Source organism: Clostridioides sp. ZZV14-6009, assembly GCF_020658095.1.
Lineage (GTDB): Bacteria > Bacillota > Clostridia > Peptostreptococcales > Peptostreptococcaceae > Clostridioides.
In genome coordinates this window covers 93,556-110,192 of the sequence record NZ_JAGWDG010000013.1, presented here as the reverse complement: position 1 = coordinate 110,192, position 16,637 = coordinate 93,556, and the positions used below count along the sequence as shown (strand labels likewise).

Annotated in this window: 17 protein-coding genes and 1 riboswitch; of the genes, 10 read left to right on the top strand and 7 right to left on the bottom strand. The window is 30.8% G+C overall.

The features are described from left to right. The first annotated feature begins 249 nt into the window (after window positions 1-249). The gene (locus KGF36_RS15165; RefSeq protein ID WP_227840778.1) at window positions 250-858 is read left to right on the top strand and encodes a DedA family protein; all 609 of its coding nucleotides are present in this window, start codon (window positions 250-252) and stop codon (window positions 856-858) included. A 371-nt stretch (window positions 859-1,229) separates the two neighbouring features. Here KGF36_RS15165 and KGF36_RS15160 read toward each other — a convergent pair whose 3' ends face one another. From KGF36_RS15160 to KGF36_RS15130, 7 genes are all read right to left on the bottom strand, one after another. Then, window positions 1,230-1,382 (bottom strand): hypothetical protein, encoded by a 153-nt coding sequence (locus KGF36_RS15160; RefSeq protein ID WP_009888176.1) that lies wholly within the window; start codon window positions 1,380-1,382, stop codon window positions 1,230-1,232. Window positions 1,383-1,397: 15 nt separating this feature from the next. Continuing rightward, window positions 1,398-2,171, bottom strand: coding sequence for an ABC transporter permease (locus KGF36_RS15155; RefSeq protein WP_227854825.1), 774 nt, complete (start codon window positions 2,169-2,171; stop codon window positions 1,398-1,400). A 10-nt stretch (window positions 2,172-2,181) separates the two neighbouring features. Then, window positions 2,182-2,919 (bottom strand): ABC transporter permease, encoded by a 738-nt coding sequence (locus tag KGF36_RS15150; RefSeq protein ID WP_227854824.1) that lies wholly within the window; start codon window positions 2,917-2,919, stop codon window positions 2,182-2,184. Then, on the bottom strand, window positions 2,912-3,835 hold the full coding sequence (locus KGF36_RS15145) for an ABC transporter ATP-binding protein (RefSeq protein ID WP_227854823.1): 924 nt from the start codon (window positions 3,833-3,835) through the stop codon (window positions 2,912-2,914). Before KGF36_RS15145 ends, KGF36_RS15150 begins: the two co-directional genes overlap by 8 nt. A gap of 158 nt (window positions 3,836-3,993) precedes the next feature. Further along, on the bottom strand, window positions 3,994-4,917 hold the full coding sequence (locus KGF36_RS15140; protein WP_227854822.1) for a sensor histidine kinase: 924 nt from the start codon (window positions 4,915-4,917) through the stop codon (window positions 3,994-3,996). Window position 4,918: 1 nt separating this feature from the next. After that, a complete protein-coding gene (locus KGF36_RS15135) occupies window positions 4,919-5,620 on the bottom strand; it encodes a response regulator transcription factor (protein WP_227830382.1) in 702 nt (233 codons plus the stop codon). Then, window positions 5,613-5,801, bottom strand: coding sequence for a helix-turn-helix domain-containing protein (locus KGF36_RS15130; RefSeq protein ID WP_227843054.1), 189 nt, complete (start codon window positions 5,799-5,801; stop codon window positions 5,613-5,615). The genes KGF36_RS15135 and KGF36_RS15130 overlap by 8 nt, the downstream gene beginning before the upstream one ends. Before the next feature lie 442 nt (window positions 5,802-6,243). Between KGF36_RS15130 and KGF36_RS15125 the strand changes: the two genes are divergently transcribed. The 9 genes from KGF36_RS15125 (at window position 6,244) to KGF36_RS15085 (ending at window position 16,627) form a co-directional block, all read left to right on the top strand. Beyond that, window positions 6,244-7,173: an AAA family ATPase gene (locus KGF36_RS15125; protein ID WP_227843055.1), complete on the top strand. Its 930-nt coding sequence runs from the start codon at window positions 6,244-6,246 to the stop codon at window positions 7,171-7,173. A 13-nt stretch (window positions 7,174-7,186) separates the two neighbouring features. Further along, entirely contained in the window at window positions 7,187-8,962 is a 1,776-nt protein-coding gene (locus KGF36_RS15120; protein WP_227843056.1) for a nitric oxide reductase activation-like protein, read from the top strand. A 137-nt stretch (window positions 8,963-9,099) separates the two neighbouring features. Next, window positions 9,100-9,293: riboswitch (cobalamin riboswitch) on the top strand. A 181-nt stretch (window positions 9,294-9,474) separates the two neighbouring features. Continuing rightward, the gene (locus tag KGF36_RS15115; RefSeq protein ID WP_227854821.1) at window positions 9,475-10,227 is read left to right on the top strand and encodes an energy-coupling factor ABC transporter permease; all 753 of its coding nucleotides are present in this window, start codon (window positions 9,475-9,477) and stop codon (window positions 10,225-10,227) included. Beyond that, window positions 10,217-10,501, top strand: a complete 285-nt coding sequence (locus tag KGF36_RS15110; RefSeq protein WP_227830378.1) for an energy-coupling factor ABC transporter substrate-binding protein — start codon at window positions 10,217-10,219, stop codon at window positions 10,499-10,501. Before KGF36_RS15115 ends, KGF36_RS15110 begins: the two co-directional genes overlap by 11 nt. Before the next feature lie 2 nt (window positions 10,502-10,503). Continuing rightward, the gene (gene cbiQ / locus KGF36_RS15105; RefSeq protein ID WP_227840786.1) at window positions 10,504-11,202 is read left to right on the top strand and encodes a cobalt ECF transporter T component CbiQ; all 699 of its coding nucleotides are present in this window, start codon (window positions 10,504-10,506) and stop codon (window positions 11,200-11,202) included. After that, a complete protein-coding gene (locus tag KGF36_RS15100) occupies window positions 11,195-12,016 on the top strand; it encodes an energy-coupling factor ABC transporter ATP-binding protein (RefSeq protein ID WP_227854820.1) in 822 nt (273 codons plus the stop codon). The genes cbiQ and KGF36_RS15100 overlap by 8 nt, the downstream gene beginning before the upstream one ends. A gap of 248 nt (window positions 12,017-12,264) precedes the next feature. Further along, window positions 12,265-14,529 (top strand): DUF3553 domain-containing protein, encoded by a 2,265-nt coding sequence (locus KGF36_RS15095; protein ID WP_227843058.1) that lies wholly within the window; start codon window positions 12,265-12,267, stop codon window positions 14,527-14,529. A gap of 16 nt (window positions 14,530-14,545) precedes the next feature. Continuing rightward, window positions 14,546-15,844: a M18 family aminopeptidase gene (locus tag KGF36_RS15090; RefSeq protein ID WP_227843059.1), complete on the top strand. Its 1,299-nt coding sequence runs from the start codon at window positions 14,546-14,548 to the stop codon at window positions 15,842-15,844. Window positions 15,845-15,874: 30 nt separating this feature from the next. Continuing rightward, the gene (locus KGF36_RS15085) at window positions 15,875-16,627 is read left to right on the top strand and encodes a patatin-like phospholipase family protein (RefSeq protein WP_227830373.1); all 753 of its coding nucleotides are present in this window, start codon (window positions 15,875-15,877) and stop codon (window positions 16,625-16,627) included. The last annotated feature ends 10 nt before the right edge of the window (window positions 16,628-16,637 follow it).

The window sequence follows — 16,637 nt, the reverse complement described above, 5'->3', positions numbered from 1 at the left end:
TCTAGCGCTGATGGTACTTGGTGGGAAACTGCCTGGGAGAGTAGGACGTAGCCACGTAATTTTTTTTATTTTTTGTTGTCAAGTTTCTTATTTTCAAATTTCTTATTTAAAAAGGATAAGTCTGTTATAAATGCTTTATATAAACACATATAATATTTAAAAGAGTTTTTTATAAATTAATTCTTTTAATGTAGGATGTGAGGTTTTATAGGTATGTACTTTTAAATAAGAAAGGAGATAGATAATTAGGTGTCTGTAATCAATAGTTTTATTTTACAATATGGATTAATATCTGTATTTGTATTAATTATGATTGAGTATGCTTGTTTTCCATTACCTAGTGAAGTAGTTTTACCACTTTGTGGAGCTATTGCAGCAAGAAATCATTTTGGTTTTTTAACTATTTTAATTTTAAGTATAGTTGCAGGTATACTTGGTTCAATATTTTGTTATACAATAGGCAATTTGGGAGGAAAATCTATCATAAATAAGATAGTAGAGATATGTCCCAAGGCAAAAAAGGGAATTTTTACATCACAAGATTATTTTAACAAATACTCTTCTATTTCTGTTTGTGTATGTAGGTTAATTCCTCTATGTAGAACATACATATCTTTTATAGCAGGTATTGCAGGTCAGAATATTATAACTTTTATTATATCCTCTATTGTGGGTATCACCATATGGAATACTTCGTTAATTAGTATTGGGTATATTTTTTCAGAGAGTTGGGTAAAAATAATGTCACATTATAATGATTATAAATTCCTAGTTCTCATTATACCAATATCCATAATTTTTATTGGAATTGGTATTAAGTCATATATACATAAAAAACATCACAAGATAAGATTATAAAAAATATTAGAAAATTTTTTTTGTACAAGGTCATTAAGACGGTTGAGAAAATAGAAGGCGTCGTAAATCTGCATAAACACTACGTTTTTGTAGGTTCTCGGCGTTTCTTTTATCGCTTGTGTCTGTGGTACTTTTTTCTTAAAATGTACCATGTTTTACACTTTGTTGAGGGTAAGTTTGCTTATATAGAAGAAAAGGCGACAGCTTTGAAAATCAAAACTACCACTTTATAAATGTTCAAAAATATGTTGCTTCTGTGACAGTTTTTTTACATTCGTTTGGCAGATTAAAACCAAATATTTAAAATTATAGTATTAAAATATGAAACAATAACTTGCTAATATTACATTCACTATAATTAACATAAGTTACTAATCCAGTCCAATCTTATCAGTCCACTCATTTATTCTTTCTATTACCCCTTTAGGTGGGTCATTGTTGAATTTCCATTCAGTATAACAGTGTAACATACCAAAAAGAAACAAGAATACAATTAGAATAATCAGTTTTTTTATCTTTTTCATTTTGATATACCTATTTCAATTTTTTTCATTGTGTTTTAGCCCTTTCAGTATAAATGCAGAAAGGCAGGCACAAAGTAATAAACTTATGATACTCCCCATAATTTTTTCTCCAGTAGTTATATAGTATCCAGAAAGATTAAATATTGCTGCAATAGGAAAAAAGGTTTGTAAGACATTTGACATACCTGCAAATAGTCCAGCAATAGAATAAACTTCTGTGAATACTAATGCAAGCCAATATCCTTTTTTCATGCGCGATACCAAGGCAATAATGGGAGAAATTGCAAGGAATACACCTATGCCATCAAGAAAATACTCTTTCATGCAACTTAAAACCAGTTTTATCGATAAATCGGAAAAATGTAAAACGGATTCAGTCAAAAATGTTATAGTAAAGAGTAACAAATAAAGAAGTATACTGAATATAAAAGTAATAATCATTTTTGCTATGGTTAATTTTGTTTCATTTATGGGAATAAGACGCAGGGATTTAATAGTGTCCTCCTCTTCTTCACGACAAATAATATAGCTTCCTAATAGGGCAATGACAGCAGGAAGAACAAAAAAAGTTGACCAAGGTTGTACCGCATCCATATACCAACCTGCATTGTCTATATACCGTGAACCGTCATAAACGCTCTTTAAGCCATAATGTAAATCTAGGTCATTATATACATCCTGCCCTCCTGCAAAAACTATGACTGCTATCATAATGGATGCAAAAACTGTAATCCAAACAATTTTTGAACGACGAATTTTTTGACATTCAGCCCAAAGTAATTTCCACATTATCTACACCTCACTTTCTTCTTCCTAGTGCAATGTTTGCAAACAATACTGATACAATACTCCAAATACAAATACAAAGAAATGCTAATGGGACATTAATTTCCTGTGAAAATATAAGACCTGGAATGTCTTTATTTCTCATGATAATAACTCCCATACTGGATAATGGGTGTAAATACATATTTATTGTCATTAGAACAAAACCGGAAAAGGCATATACCAATGTGATACAAATTGGGAGAATGTATCCTTTTTGAGATGTAGCGATTGCCAAAATCGGCAACATTACAAAAGCAGTGATTACACCAATTTCTAAACATTTTTCCAACAAATATAAAATGCTTCCCCATTTAAATACGACATATCCAGAAAGTACACTAAATAGCACGGAAGCAACGGCTGTAATCAGCATAAAACAAATAGAGTAAATCAAAACAACAAAAAATTTACTAAAAAAGTATCCCATTTTGCTGATAGGTACAATCCAAAGTTGTTTGAGCATATCATACTGATTTTCTTCGTGCATAAGCATGGTGCAAAGCATACCCAAAACAACGGGCAAAATAATCCAAAGTGTGTAACCAAATGCAGACCATTTATAAAACTGTATCGGGTCAACCCCTGTTTCCCCAAAATAATTGAAATATAGTAGTGCGAAAAACGGCATAATGAGGGCGGCCAACAACATGAGCCAAATAAGTTTCCTGCGACGCAGTTTAAGAAATTCTGTTTGAATAAGTTTAAGCAATGCCCTCTCCTCCTGTGATTTTTTTAAAATAGTCCTCTAAGGTATCATTACAAAGTTGAGAACTAATAACAGTTACATCCTGCATTACAAGTGCTTTATTGATTTCACCCATATCCAGAGTAGTGTCATAAAGGCGTAGGGTGTGGTCGTCTTGAACGGAATAATTTTTCGAGTTGAATTGACGCTCTAAAATCAATGACGCCCTCGGAATATCTGAAACTTGTAACAGTATATATTTACTGTTTCTCTTTTCCAGTTCGCTCATGCTACTTTCTTCCAGAAGAATACCATGGTCGATAATTCCAATATCATCAGCCAATAATGAGATTTCCGAAAGAATATGACTGGAAATAAGAATTGTCTTTCCGCGCTCAACGCTCAAATTCCTAATAAACTCCCTCATCTCCGCAATGCCAATAGGGTCAAGACCATTGGTTGGCTCGTCCAAAATCAACAGTTCTGGGTCATGCAGGATAGCGTTGGCAATACCAAGTCGCTGCTTCATGCCAAGCGAATATTTACTAAACAGTTTTTTATTTTTATAAGGTAAGCCGACAATTTCTAATGCGCTTTTTACGGCATTGGGGGCGGCTGTAGCGCGTAGCTTTGCGAAAATCTCTAAGTTCTCCGTCCCAGTCAGATTGGGATAAAATCCTGGCGTTTCGATAATTGCACCGATACGGGGATATATTCGTTTTTCTTGGCCTTTAATACTCTCTCCGAATATATCTACCTCTCCAGACGTGATTGAAGTCAACCCTAAAATCATTTTCATAATTGTGGTTTTTCCGGCTCCGTTGCGCCCTAACAGACCATAAATTCGGCCTTTTTTTACATGGAGATTGACTTTATCAACTGCTATTTGCTTTCCATAAATTTTTGTCAGTTGTTTTGTTTCAATCAAAAAATCATTCATATATAAGTTCCTCACTTTCAATAAATTTACTTCAGCAATATCATAGCTGATACAACATCAGAAGCAATTACAATTAGAATTATAAAACATGAACCTTGCCAAAACCTTGCCGTAACCTTGTTTTTATCTTGTTTTAGCAGTAAGAAAGCCCCGTATTTTTACAGGGCTTTAGGAAGCAATATTGTAAATTCTGTTCCCATACAGGGGGTACTGTTGGCGGTAATAGTTCCTTTATGAACGTTAATAAGTTCTTTTACAATCGCCAAGCCTAAACCATTTCCCTTTGCAGACCTTGAATGGTCGCATTGGTACAGCCTTTCAAAAATATGTGGGAGATTGTCAGAAGATATACCTTTCCCATTGTCTGTTATTATAATTTGAGCTTGCTGTTTGTTTTCAAAAATTCGTAGTGTCATTTTGTCACCTTCGCTATGAGTAATAATATTTTGTAATAGGTTATTAAGGATACGGGTATATGCGTTTGCGTCTATGCGTAAGAAGTACTCTATTTCGGGTATATCAAATTCATATTCAAAATGACTGCTTTCTAAAACAGGAACCCAATCAGCTATAATATTACGGGATAACTCATTCAAATCAAAAATCTCAAAATGAAAAACCTGTTCCTTAGAATCCAATTTTACCCATTCAAATAGATTTTCTACAAAATGCTTTAAGTAATGAGCCTTATCGGACGCAACATGGATATATTCGTCCTTTTCTTCTCCTACAACAATTTTGCTTTCTAATGCTTCCAAATAACCGACCAAAGAAGCAAGAGGAGTTTTTACATCATGGGAGAGACTTGTCATTAGACGTTTGTAGGCTTGTTCTGATTGTTTTTGCTGAATAAGCTGTGATTGGCCATTGATTGCCATTTCGTTAATATCATAGCAAATTTGCCTTGTCATGTCGCTTTCCCTTGTTAAAATACGGCGATTAAGGTTTCCATTTTTTATATCCTCTAAAGCATCTTTTATAAGTGTAAGTTGTGTTCGGACACGTCGTAGGACAGAAACAAGATACGCTATAATAATCAGGCTAAGAACAAATACCAAAAGCAGATAAACACTTGTATTCATGTTAAGCCTCCTTATTAAAACGATAACCGACACCTCGGACTGTCAAAATATAAAATGGATGGTTGGGGTCTGGTTCAATTTTTTTTCTCAGTTTACTGATGAAAGACATGATATTACTATCGTCAAAAGCATATTCTTCTTCCCATACTTGTGTATAAATCTGTTTTTTGGTAAACACCCGTCCCTTATTAGAAGCCAGAAAAGAAAGTAAATCAAACTCTTTGCTTGTAAGTTGAACAGGAATATTATTGATGGAAACAATGCGGTTTATCTTGTCAATAATCATGCCATTTATTATTATGCAATCCATGTCTGTTATAAAAGCAGGGTTTAACATAGTATACCGGCGAATAAGAGAATTGACACGAGCCATAAGTTCGTTTATGCTGAACGGCTTTGTTAGATAATCGTCAGCACCTAAACGTAGCCCGGAAATTTTATCGTCCTCGTCACTTTTAGCTGTAAGCATAAGCACTGGAATATTACTTGTTTCCCTAATTTTTTTTAGAACTTGAAAACCGTCTATATCCGGCATCATTATGTCCAAAATTACAAGAGAGAGTGTGTGTCTATTTTTATCGACCAAATCCAACCCCTCTACACCGCCATATGAAGTAATAACAGATAAATTTTCTTGCTCAACACATTTTTTCATAAGAGCGCAAAGTTCTTTGTCATCATCTATAATCAAAACACTATTCATATTGTAGTTCCTTTCTTCTTTTTGTTCTGCCGTCAACAGGTTTTTCCGCGACCTTTGGTATCAGCCACATATACCCGAGTTTTGAAACGCCTGGTATGCGACTTTCTTCACATAGTTTTTGTACTCGTCTTTCGGAAATGCCACACTTTTTTGTTGCTTCGGGGCAAGACATATACTCCATATTTCAACCACCCTTTCCTCGTAATATATCAGCATATATTATATACGTGTAACCGAATAAAATCAAGAAACATCAGCAAATAATATGCAGTAGCTAATATATAATTGATTATCCGATTTATTTTTATATATGGCTATTTTTTCGTGAATATCCAAGTACACTTATTGCAAATGAAAAAAATGCAATACACAGCATTACAGAGATATAAATGCTAGTGTAAATATACTAAAAGAAGGATTAAGATTATTGGGGATGGAATATCCCTTAGAGCCTATGAATGCTTAGTTCAAAAGTGCTATCGAATAGAAATCTACATCTTCAAACATTACCGAAGGTAGTTAAGGTGGGGTAGTTCAAAAAATCAATTCTAGCTTATATCCTTTTATGTTAAAATGATGTTAAGAAATGAAACAAATACTATTTATATAAAAGGGGTAAGAATATGGATATAATAGATAATCTAAGGGTACAAGGGGTAGATGGAAAGCTTATTGAAGATGTACTGTATTTTAGAAATTATTATGGATTAGAAAAAGATTTAGAATACAGAGTAACAAAGTCTAAAACTTATTTTTATGGAAAAGACATATTATCTATGTGTATAGCAGCGATTTTAGAAGAAGAAAATATTTTATTGTCAGGACCAAAGGCAACAGGAAAAAATTTACTTGCTGATAATTTAGGCGAGATATTTAATAGACCTCAGTGGAATACATCATTTCATATAAACACAGATAGTTCAACACTTATAGGTACAGATACATTTATAGACAATGAAGTTAAACTTAGAAGAGGTTCAGTTTATGAATGTGCTATTAATGGAGGCTTTGGTGTATTTGATGAAATTAACATGGCAAAAAATGATGCTATAGTTGTAGTTCATTCAGCCTTAGATTATCGTCGAGTGATTGATGTACCCGGCTATGAGAGAGTTAATCTGCACCCAGCAACAAGATTTATTGGAACTATGAATTACGAGTATGCAGGAACAAAAGAACTTAATGAAGCACTAGTATCTAGATTTATGGTAATAGATATTCCTCCAATAGAAGAAGATAAGTTAATGATGATTTTAAAAAATGAATTTTCAGATGCTGATGAAGAGAAATTAATACACTTTGCAGGAATATTTTTAGATTTACAATTGAAATCTCAAAATGGTGAGATATCTAGTAAAGCTATTGACCTACGTGGCCTTATGGCATCTCTTAAGACTATAAGGAGAGGATTGAAACCAACTCTTGCAATTAATATGGGACTGACAGGAAAGACTTTTGATATATATGAAAAAGAAATGGTTGGAGATGTAATTAAAACGAGAATACCTAATAAATGGGAGAGTGCAGATGTATTTCCAATAAGTCATATTTAATATAGGTGAGATTATGAAATGGATATATGATGATTATGAATTTGAAAATAGAGCAAATAACTTATCTTGGACAATAGCTGGTGATTACAATGAAAGTATAGATATATCAGAAAAAGATTATTCTTCAAAAGAAATAGGTCTATACTTTGCAATAATTGCAGGAGCTAGAAGAAAATATGTAGATTGGGACATAGTTAAAAAATATCTTACAAACAGAATACGAAAAGGATATGACAAAGATATTATATTGGGTCTAATTCAAGTTATATTAAATACAATAGTTGAAGAAAAGGCCATTAAAGATAGGCCAGGGATAGAAGATATAAGAAGAAATGCTTATAAAGATATTGTTTCACGTTTTACCAAAATAAACAATGACAATATTATGGATAAAATTAAATATGCATTTGTACTTTATAATATGGACAAGCATCCAGCATTAGACAGTATAACTAGAAGAATAGTTAATGACATAAGGAATATAGATACGAATCAAGATATTATGGAGATTTTAAAAGCATTAGATGTTATATATTTAACTTATTTTGAATATATATTAAACGGAGAAGAAAGCAATTTTACATATGATGAAAACAATGTAAAGGATGTTGAAGTAAACTTTGATACATTTGCTGATTTTATGTATGAAGAACTTTATAGTGATGAAGAAGAAAACATTATTGAAAGTGATATAGACTCAATATCTTCATCGATGCTTGTAGAAGGGGTAGGGGATTTTGATGATTCTCAATCTAGCAATTCAGCAGACAGAGTTATATATGTTGATGAAGAGACTGTAAATAAAATATATTCAAAAATAGAACATTATTATGGGAAAACTTATTTAAGTAAGGGTGAAATTAAAAAGCTTGAAACACAAAATTGCAGAAACGTACATGAGGGATGCAGAATTCACTTTACAGACGGTGTTCTTAGAAGTGAATGTAATAACGTTTTTCAGCTAAAATATGTGACAAGACAAAAAGAAAATAATTTAGGCAAATTTAGAGAACATGCTAGGATGTATAGACAACAAATAAAGCGATTAAAAGAAAGCCTTGCTAGGATTTTAGTAGAAGAAAATGCTAAAACTAGAGTGTATTCTGATTGTGGAACTATCCTAGCAAATAGAGCTTGGAGAGTTGGAAGGAGTAACAATAATAAAATATTTTATAAAGATATAGAAAATGAAAAAGGGAAATATGTTATTGATATATTGTTGGATGCAAGTGGTTCTCAAAGTAGAAACCAAGGAGATGTAGCAATTCAAGCTTACATAATTGCAAATGCCTTGACAGAAGTTGGAATACCAAATAGAGTTATGGGTTTTTCTAGTTTCTTAGATTACACGATATTAAAAAGATTTAAGGATTATGATGACAGTATTAAAAATAGTGAAAACATCTTTGAATACTTCTGTGCTGGTAATAATAGAGATGGTTTAGCTATAAAATCCATATGTAGTGGTTTGATAAATAGAGACGAAGAAAATAAAATTTTGATAGTTCTTAGTGATGGAAGGCCAAATGATGTAAAGATAGGAAAAAATAGCGAGAGAACTTTAAGAGGAGAAAAAGCTTATAGAGGTATTGTTGGTTTAAGAGATACAGCTAATGAAGTAAGAAAAGCTAGAAAACAAAATATTTTAGTATTAGGAGTATTTACAGGTAAAGAATCAGAACTTGAAGCTGAAAGATTAATATATGGAAACGATTTTATATATTCAAGAGACATAACTAGATTTTCTGATGTGGTTTCAATGTATTTAAAAAAGATAATTAGGAGTTAATTGATTTATAAAAAAGAATTTATATACATAAAAATATAAAAATGAATAAAATTTGTAAAAAATGTAGAAATTTTCACAGAAAAGGTATACAATGATTTATATAGAAAATGAATTAAAAATAAAGTAATATTAAAAATTAAATATATAATATTATAGGTTCTTTAAGCAAGATTAATAGGGAAGAAGGTTAAATTCCTTTACAGCCCCCGCTACTGTGATGCAGACGAAACTTTTGTTAGCCACTATGATAATATGCTTTTATATTTCATGGGAAGGAAGAGGAGTAGGATGAAGCTAAGTCAGGAGACCTGCCTAAAATATTAAAGTGATTTCTTCGGGGATGGAGAAAGTTTCTTATAATAATTATACAGATATGTTTATTTTATGTGTTTGTATTTAGATTGTCGAAAATTAGAAGCCTAGCCATCGAGTTAGGCTTTTTTATTTTGCTAGAATAAGGTTACATATATTATTCATATTTTAATTATTAGAAAGGGAGAGGGGATACTCAAATGAAACAAAATATCAAATTAGGGGTTATAGCTGCACTTATGTTAATCATTTTAACTCCAGTTACATCAAATGCAATGCATATAATGGAAGGTTACTTACCAGTAAAATGGTCTATAACATGGGGAGTTATATTTATACCATTTTTCTTAGTGGGATTAAAATCAATAGGTAAAATAGTAAAGCAAGACCCTAAGAAGAAAGTTTTATTAGCTCTATGTGGAGCATTTGTATTTGTTTTATCAGCATTAAAAATACCTTCAGTAACAGGAAGTTGTTCACATCCTACTGGAGTAGGTCTTGGAGCAATAATGTTTGGACCAAGTGTAATGTTTGTTCTTGGAACTATAGTTCTAATATTCCAAGCATTATTACTAGCACATGGGGGAATAACTACTTTAGGAGCTAATGCTTTTTCAATGGCTATAATAGGGCCAATTATATCATTTTTAATATTTAAAGCATTAAAGAAAAAAGATGGAAACAATGCTATACCAGTATTTCTTGCAGCAGCAATAGGAGATTTAGCCACATATACAATAACTTCAATACAACTAGCACTTGCTTTCCCAGACCCATCAGGTGGAGTGATGGCTTCAGCAATTAAATTCTTAGGAATTTTCTTTATGACTCAAATACCAATAGCAATAGCAGAAGGTATTCTTACTGTAATTGTATATAATTTGATTACAGAAAATGGAGAAAAAAGCATACTAGAAAATAATGATAAAGGAGTTAAAGCTAATGAGTGCTAAAACAAAAACAAAAACTAACATATTACTACTTTTATTAGTAGTAGCTCTTATCATATTCCCATTACTTGTAAATTCAGGTGCTGAATATGGAGGAGCAGATGGTCAAGCTGAAAGTGAAATTACTAAGATAAATCCAAATTATGAGCCTTGGTTTAGTAGTCCATATGAGCCACCAAGTGGAGAAATAGAGAGTTTATTATTCTCTGCACAAGCAGCTCTAGGTGCAGGTGTAATAGGATACATATTAGGTCTTCAAAAAGGAAAGAGAAGTTAATTATGCTTATCATTGATAAATATGCATATACAAATAGATTAAGTAAAGTAAATCCAAATAAAAAAGTAGCCATAGGAGCAATTTTTCTAATTGCTTCTATGATAATAAAAAATATATTTATCTTAAGTGGAATTATGATTTTAATGAGTATTTTAGTTGTTTGTGTAGCAGGGATAGATTTAAAAAATTATTTGAAATTACTTCAAATACCGATGTATTTTTTATTTCTTAGTATAGGTATAACTCTTGTGAATATATCTTTTAATAAAACAGACCTACTATATAGTTTTCAGTTTTTTAGTTTTTATGTAGGAATATCAAAGGCATCTATTGACATGTCTATTCATGTGTTATTTAGAGCTATGTCTTGTTTAACTTGTGTGTATTTTTGTATACTTACAACACCTTTTAATCAGTTGATATTTTTCTTTAAGAAATTGCATTTACCGGACACCTTTGTTGAATTATCAATGTTGATATATAGATTTATATTTATATTTTTAGAAGAATTTTCAGAGATATATAAGTCACAAGAATTAAGATTTGGGTACATAAATTTAAAAACTTCATATAAATCTTTAGGGATTCTTGGAAGTATGCTGTACAAAAGGCTTATGACAAGGTATGATGATATGTGTATATCATTAGACATAAAATTGTATGATGGTAAATTTCACATAGTAGGGGATAATGATGTTTAAAATAAATAATTTAACATATCAATATGAAAAAAATGCTAATGCATTATTGAACATTAATATGGATTTCTCAAAGGGAAATATTATAGGTATAATAGGCTCAAATGGTTCAGGAAAATCAACTTTATTTATGAACTTAATGGGAATACTAAAGCCTACGTCTGGAGAAATACTTTTCAAAGAAGAAAAGTTAAAGTATGATAAGAAGAGTTTGTATAATCTTAGAAAAAATGTAGGGATTGTCTTTCAAGACCCAGAAAAACAAATATTTTACTCAAAAGTATATGATGATATAGCATTTGCGATGAGAAACATTGGAATGGATGAAAAAATTATTAAAGAGAGAATAAATAAAGCTTTGATAGCTGTTAATGGAATAGATTTTATAGATAGACCAGTACACTTTTTAAGTTATGGTCAGAAAAAAAGAGTAGCAATTGCATCAGTTATAGCAATGGAAAATGAAATTGTATTGCTTGATGAGCCTACAGCTGGATTAGACCCAGTAAGTACTAGGTCTATTGTAGATATAATAAAGAGATTAGATGAAAATAATATAAAAATAGTAATATCCAGTCATGATATGAATTTAATGTATGAAATATGCGATTATATATATGTACTGGATAAGGGGATTTTAATTGATGAAGGAAACGCAGAAAGTGTATTTGTAAATGAGAACAATATTATACAAGCTGGATTAGAATCTCCGTGGTTAGTAAAGGTACATAAAAATATGAACTTACCTTTATTTAAGAAAGAAGAAGATTTGTATAAGTACTGGAAAGAAAGAGACTTAATACAAATAAATAATTAAGCCCTAAACCTATTTTAAAAAAATAGATTTATATAATAACCCTTAACCTAGACCCCTTAAAGGTGCCTTATGATTCCCCAAATCATAAGGTTATTTTTTTTATAAAGAATAAAAATAAATTTTATAAGTAAGTGTTATCTAATTGTTAAAATTTGACAATAATCTATTAATATAATACATAATTATAATTTGAAGTAATTCATATTTTAGATTAAAATATATTTATGGCTGTTAACAGGAGGAGAAATATGAATTTAGATACATTAAATCCTGCTCAAAGAGAAGCAGTAGAAAAAACTGAAGGTCCAGTACTTATACTGGCTGGTGCTGGTTCAGGTAAAACTAAGGTATTAACAACAAGAATAGCATACCTTATAGAAGATAAAGGTGTACAAGCACCAAATATATTAGCTATAACATTTACAAATAAAGCTGCAAATGAAATGAGAGAGAGAGTTGAGCAAAACATAGGTCCTGAAACTAAGGACATGTGGATAAGTACATTCCATTCTTGTTGCGTTCGGATACTCAGAAAAGATATAAATAAGATTGGTTACAATAGGAGTTTTGTAATTTATGATTCTGCAGACCAAGTTACATTGGTTAAAGACTGTCTTAAAGAATTAAATTTAAGTGATAAGGTATTTGAACCAAAAGCAGTTATAAGCGCCATTTCAGGAGCAAAAGACAAGCTTTATACTCCAAAACAGTTTAAAGATATCAACATGGCAGATAATAGAATGGTTAAGATTGCAGATATTTATGCTCTATATCAAGACCGTTTAAAGAGAAATAGTGCACTTGATTTTGATGATTTAATACTTAAAACTGTAGAACTTTTTAAGGCTAATGATGAAGTGTTAGCTTATTATAGAAGTAGATTTAGATACATAATGGTAGATGAGTATCAGGATACAAGTAAAGCTCAATATGAACTAATAAAATTATTAGCTAGAGAACATCAAAATATCTGTGTTGTTGGAGATGATGACCAAAGTATTTATGGATGGAGAGGCGCAGATATAAGAAACATACTTGAATTTGAGAAAGATTATGATAATGTACATGTTGTTAAACTAGAACAAAATTATAGGTCAACACAAGTAATATTAGATGCAGCTAACAAAGTTATATCCAATAATATAGAAAGAAAAAGAAAGAAACTTTGGAGTGAAAAGAAAGAAGGAGAACTTATAAAGATACAACTAACTGGTAGTGAAATAGAAGAGGCTGATTTTATAGCTGACTCAATTGCACAAATAGCTAGAAAAGAGAATAGACCATACAAAGATTTTGCAGTACTTTATAGAGCAAATGCACAAGCAAGACCTGTAGAAGACGCTTTAAACAGAAGTCAAATTCCATATAATATATATGGTGGTACAAAGTTTTATGAGAGAAAAGAAATAAAGGACTTAGTAGCGTATTTAAGAGTTATTCAAAATCCACAGGATGACATATCTATAAAAAGAATTATAAACGTTCCTAGAAGAGGTATAGGGCTTAGAACTATAGAAAAAATTGAAGATAGAGCCAATCTGAAACAAGAGAGTATATATTCAGTTTTAATTGATATAGAAACAAATTCTGATATATCTACAAAAGCTAGAGCAAGTATAAGTGGATTTGTTGATATTATAGGTACACTTAGAACCATAAAAGAAGTCTATCCTGTTAGTAAATTAATAGAAAAAGTTTTGGATACTACAGGATATATGGATGAACTTGTAGAGATAAGAAATAAAAATGAAAAAGATTTAACTGGTAAAGGTGAAGAAGCTCAAGATAGAATTGATAATTTAAGAGAATTTATATCTATAGCACTAGAGTTTGAAAGTAGTAGTGATGATACTTATGAAAATAAAGATTTAGAGACATTTTTAACTAGTATAGCACTTACATCTGAATCTAATGATGAAGAGGACAATGATAGAGTTTCTCTTATGACAATACATACATCTAAAGGGTTAGAGTTTCCAGTTGTATTTTTGACAGGTATGGAAGAAGGTCTATTTCCTATATCAAGAGCTATAAAGTCTCTGAGTGAATCTCAAATAGAAGAAGAGAGAAGGCTTTGTTATGTTGGTATAACTAGAGCTAAAGAAGAGCTATACATGTCACTAACTGAAAAGAGAACGCTATATGGTAAAACAAATGTTGCAATAGCTTCAAGATTTATGGAAGAGTTACCAGAAGAATGTATAGAAAGATTGTACAAAATGAAAAAGGAATTAAGTTATTCTAAAGCAAGTTATAATATGTTAGATAAATATACTAAAAAGTATATGAATACTATAAGTAAATCTAAAGTTGCAGATAACGTTAATGCTACAATAAAAGATTCAAATAAAGAGACTAATCCAGAAGATATAAAGCTTGGTTCTAAAGTACATCATCCTAAATTTGGGGTTGGAACAGTCGTGTCTATAATTGGAACAGATGTTACTATAGCCTTTGATAAACAAGGAATTAAAAAAATAAATAAAGAATATACAACACTAGATATTTTATAATGGAGGAAAATTAGGAATGGATAGTATAAGCTTTGCTAAAAATTTAATAGATTTCATATACGATAGCCCATCATCTTTTCACGCAGTTGATAGTGCCAAAGAAGTCTTAGATAAAAATGGATTTGAAGAGTTAGCTTTAAATAAGAAATGGAATCTAAAAGTAGGTGGAAAATACTACATGACTAAAAATTTATCTGCTATAGTAGCTTTTGTAGTTAACTCAGATAATATAGAAGAAGGTGGATTTAGAATAATAGGTTCTCATTCAGATTCTCCTACATTTAGTATTAAGCCAAATGCAGAAATAGAAGCTGAGAAAGCTTATTTGAAGCTGAATACAGAATGTTATGGAGGAGCAATATTAAGTACGTGGTTAGATAGACCACTTGGTATAGCTGGGAGAGTAGTCTTAAAAGGAGATAGTGTACTTAAGCCAAAGGAAAAACTTATCGACTTTAAAAAGCCAATTTGTATAATACCAAATCTAGCTATACATTTGAATAGAAGTATAAATGATGGTCATTCATATAATAAACAAAAAGATATGTTACCTCTAGTTGGATTATTAAATGATACATTAGAAAAAGATAACTTTATTTTAAAACAAATATCGTCTAATTTAAATGTAAAGATGGAAGATATAATAGACTTTGATTTATTCTTATATGAATTTGAAAAAGGAAGTTTAATAGGGGCTAATGATGAATTTATATCTATTGGAAGACAAGATAATCTTGCAATGGTACATGCTAGTTTAAATGCTTTAGTTGATACTAAAGGACAAAGTGGTGTAAATGTAATGGCTGTGTTTGATAATGAAGAAGTTGGAAGTTCCACTAAACAAGGTGCAGATTCAAATATGCTACTAAATATATTGGAGAGAATATGTTTATCAATAGGGAAAGATAGAGAAGGATTTTTTGAGTCTATTTATTCGTCTTTCATGATATCATCAGATTTAGCTCACGCTATTCATCCAAATACTCCAGAAAAACATGACCCAACTAATAAACCAGTTATGGGGAAAGGGCCTGTTATAAAGATAAATGCAAGTCAAGCATATACAAGCGATGGATATTCTATAGCTGTTTACAAAAATATATGTAAAGAAGCTAATGTCGAGTATCAAGAATTTGTAAATAGGTCAGATGAGAGGGGTGGAAGTACAATAGGTCCAATATCTTCTACTCATGTAGATATACCATCTGTTGATGTAGGAAGTCCAATTTTAGCAATGCATTCTGTAAGAGAATTAGGTAATGTTGAAGACCATTATAGTATATATAAAACATTTAGTAAATTTTTTGAAATATAAATATAAGATAAATAATTTGGAGATGAAACTATGAAATTAGGACTATGCTTAGAAGGTGGAGGAGCAAAAGGAGCTTACCAAGCGGGGGTAGTTAAGGCTTTATATGATAATGGAATAAATAATTTTTATTCGATTTCAGGAACATCAATAGGAGCGATAAATGGATATTATTTATACACAGGCAATGTTGATAACTTGGAAAAAATGTGGACAAATATAAAAGATATCCAGAACGGAAATGTGAAAATAGTAAATAATACTGTGGATAATTCTCCTGCTATAGACAATCTGAAAGAACTAGATGATAGTAAAATAGAGAAAATGAACTTCTATGTTAATTATGTAGAAGTTAATAATAAGGTAGTATCAGAAAAGGTTGTAAATGTGTCAAAAATGCCTAAAGGCGAAGCAATCTTAAGCATTTCATATAGTGGATTGTTACCATCAAATCCAAATGCTACTCTTGGATTTAAAGAACAATTTATGAAGGATGTGCAAGATGGTATTTACGATGGTTTTAAATTGGATGGAGGTCTAATTAGGAGTGCATTAATTGAGCCTTTAATTGTGGATAATGTGGATAAAATTATTTTGATATCCACAAAGTATAATTATGATTTACCAGATGACATCAAAAAAATATATAATGAAGATAAAATAATAGTAGTTAGACCTAACACTCAATTTGCACCTAAAGATACTCTTAACTTTGATGATGAGTTTTGTAAAACTATATATCAAGAAGGATATGAAATAGGAAAAAATATACTTGATAGACTTTAATTTAGAGTAT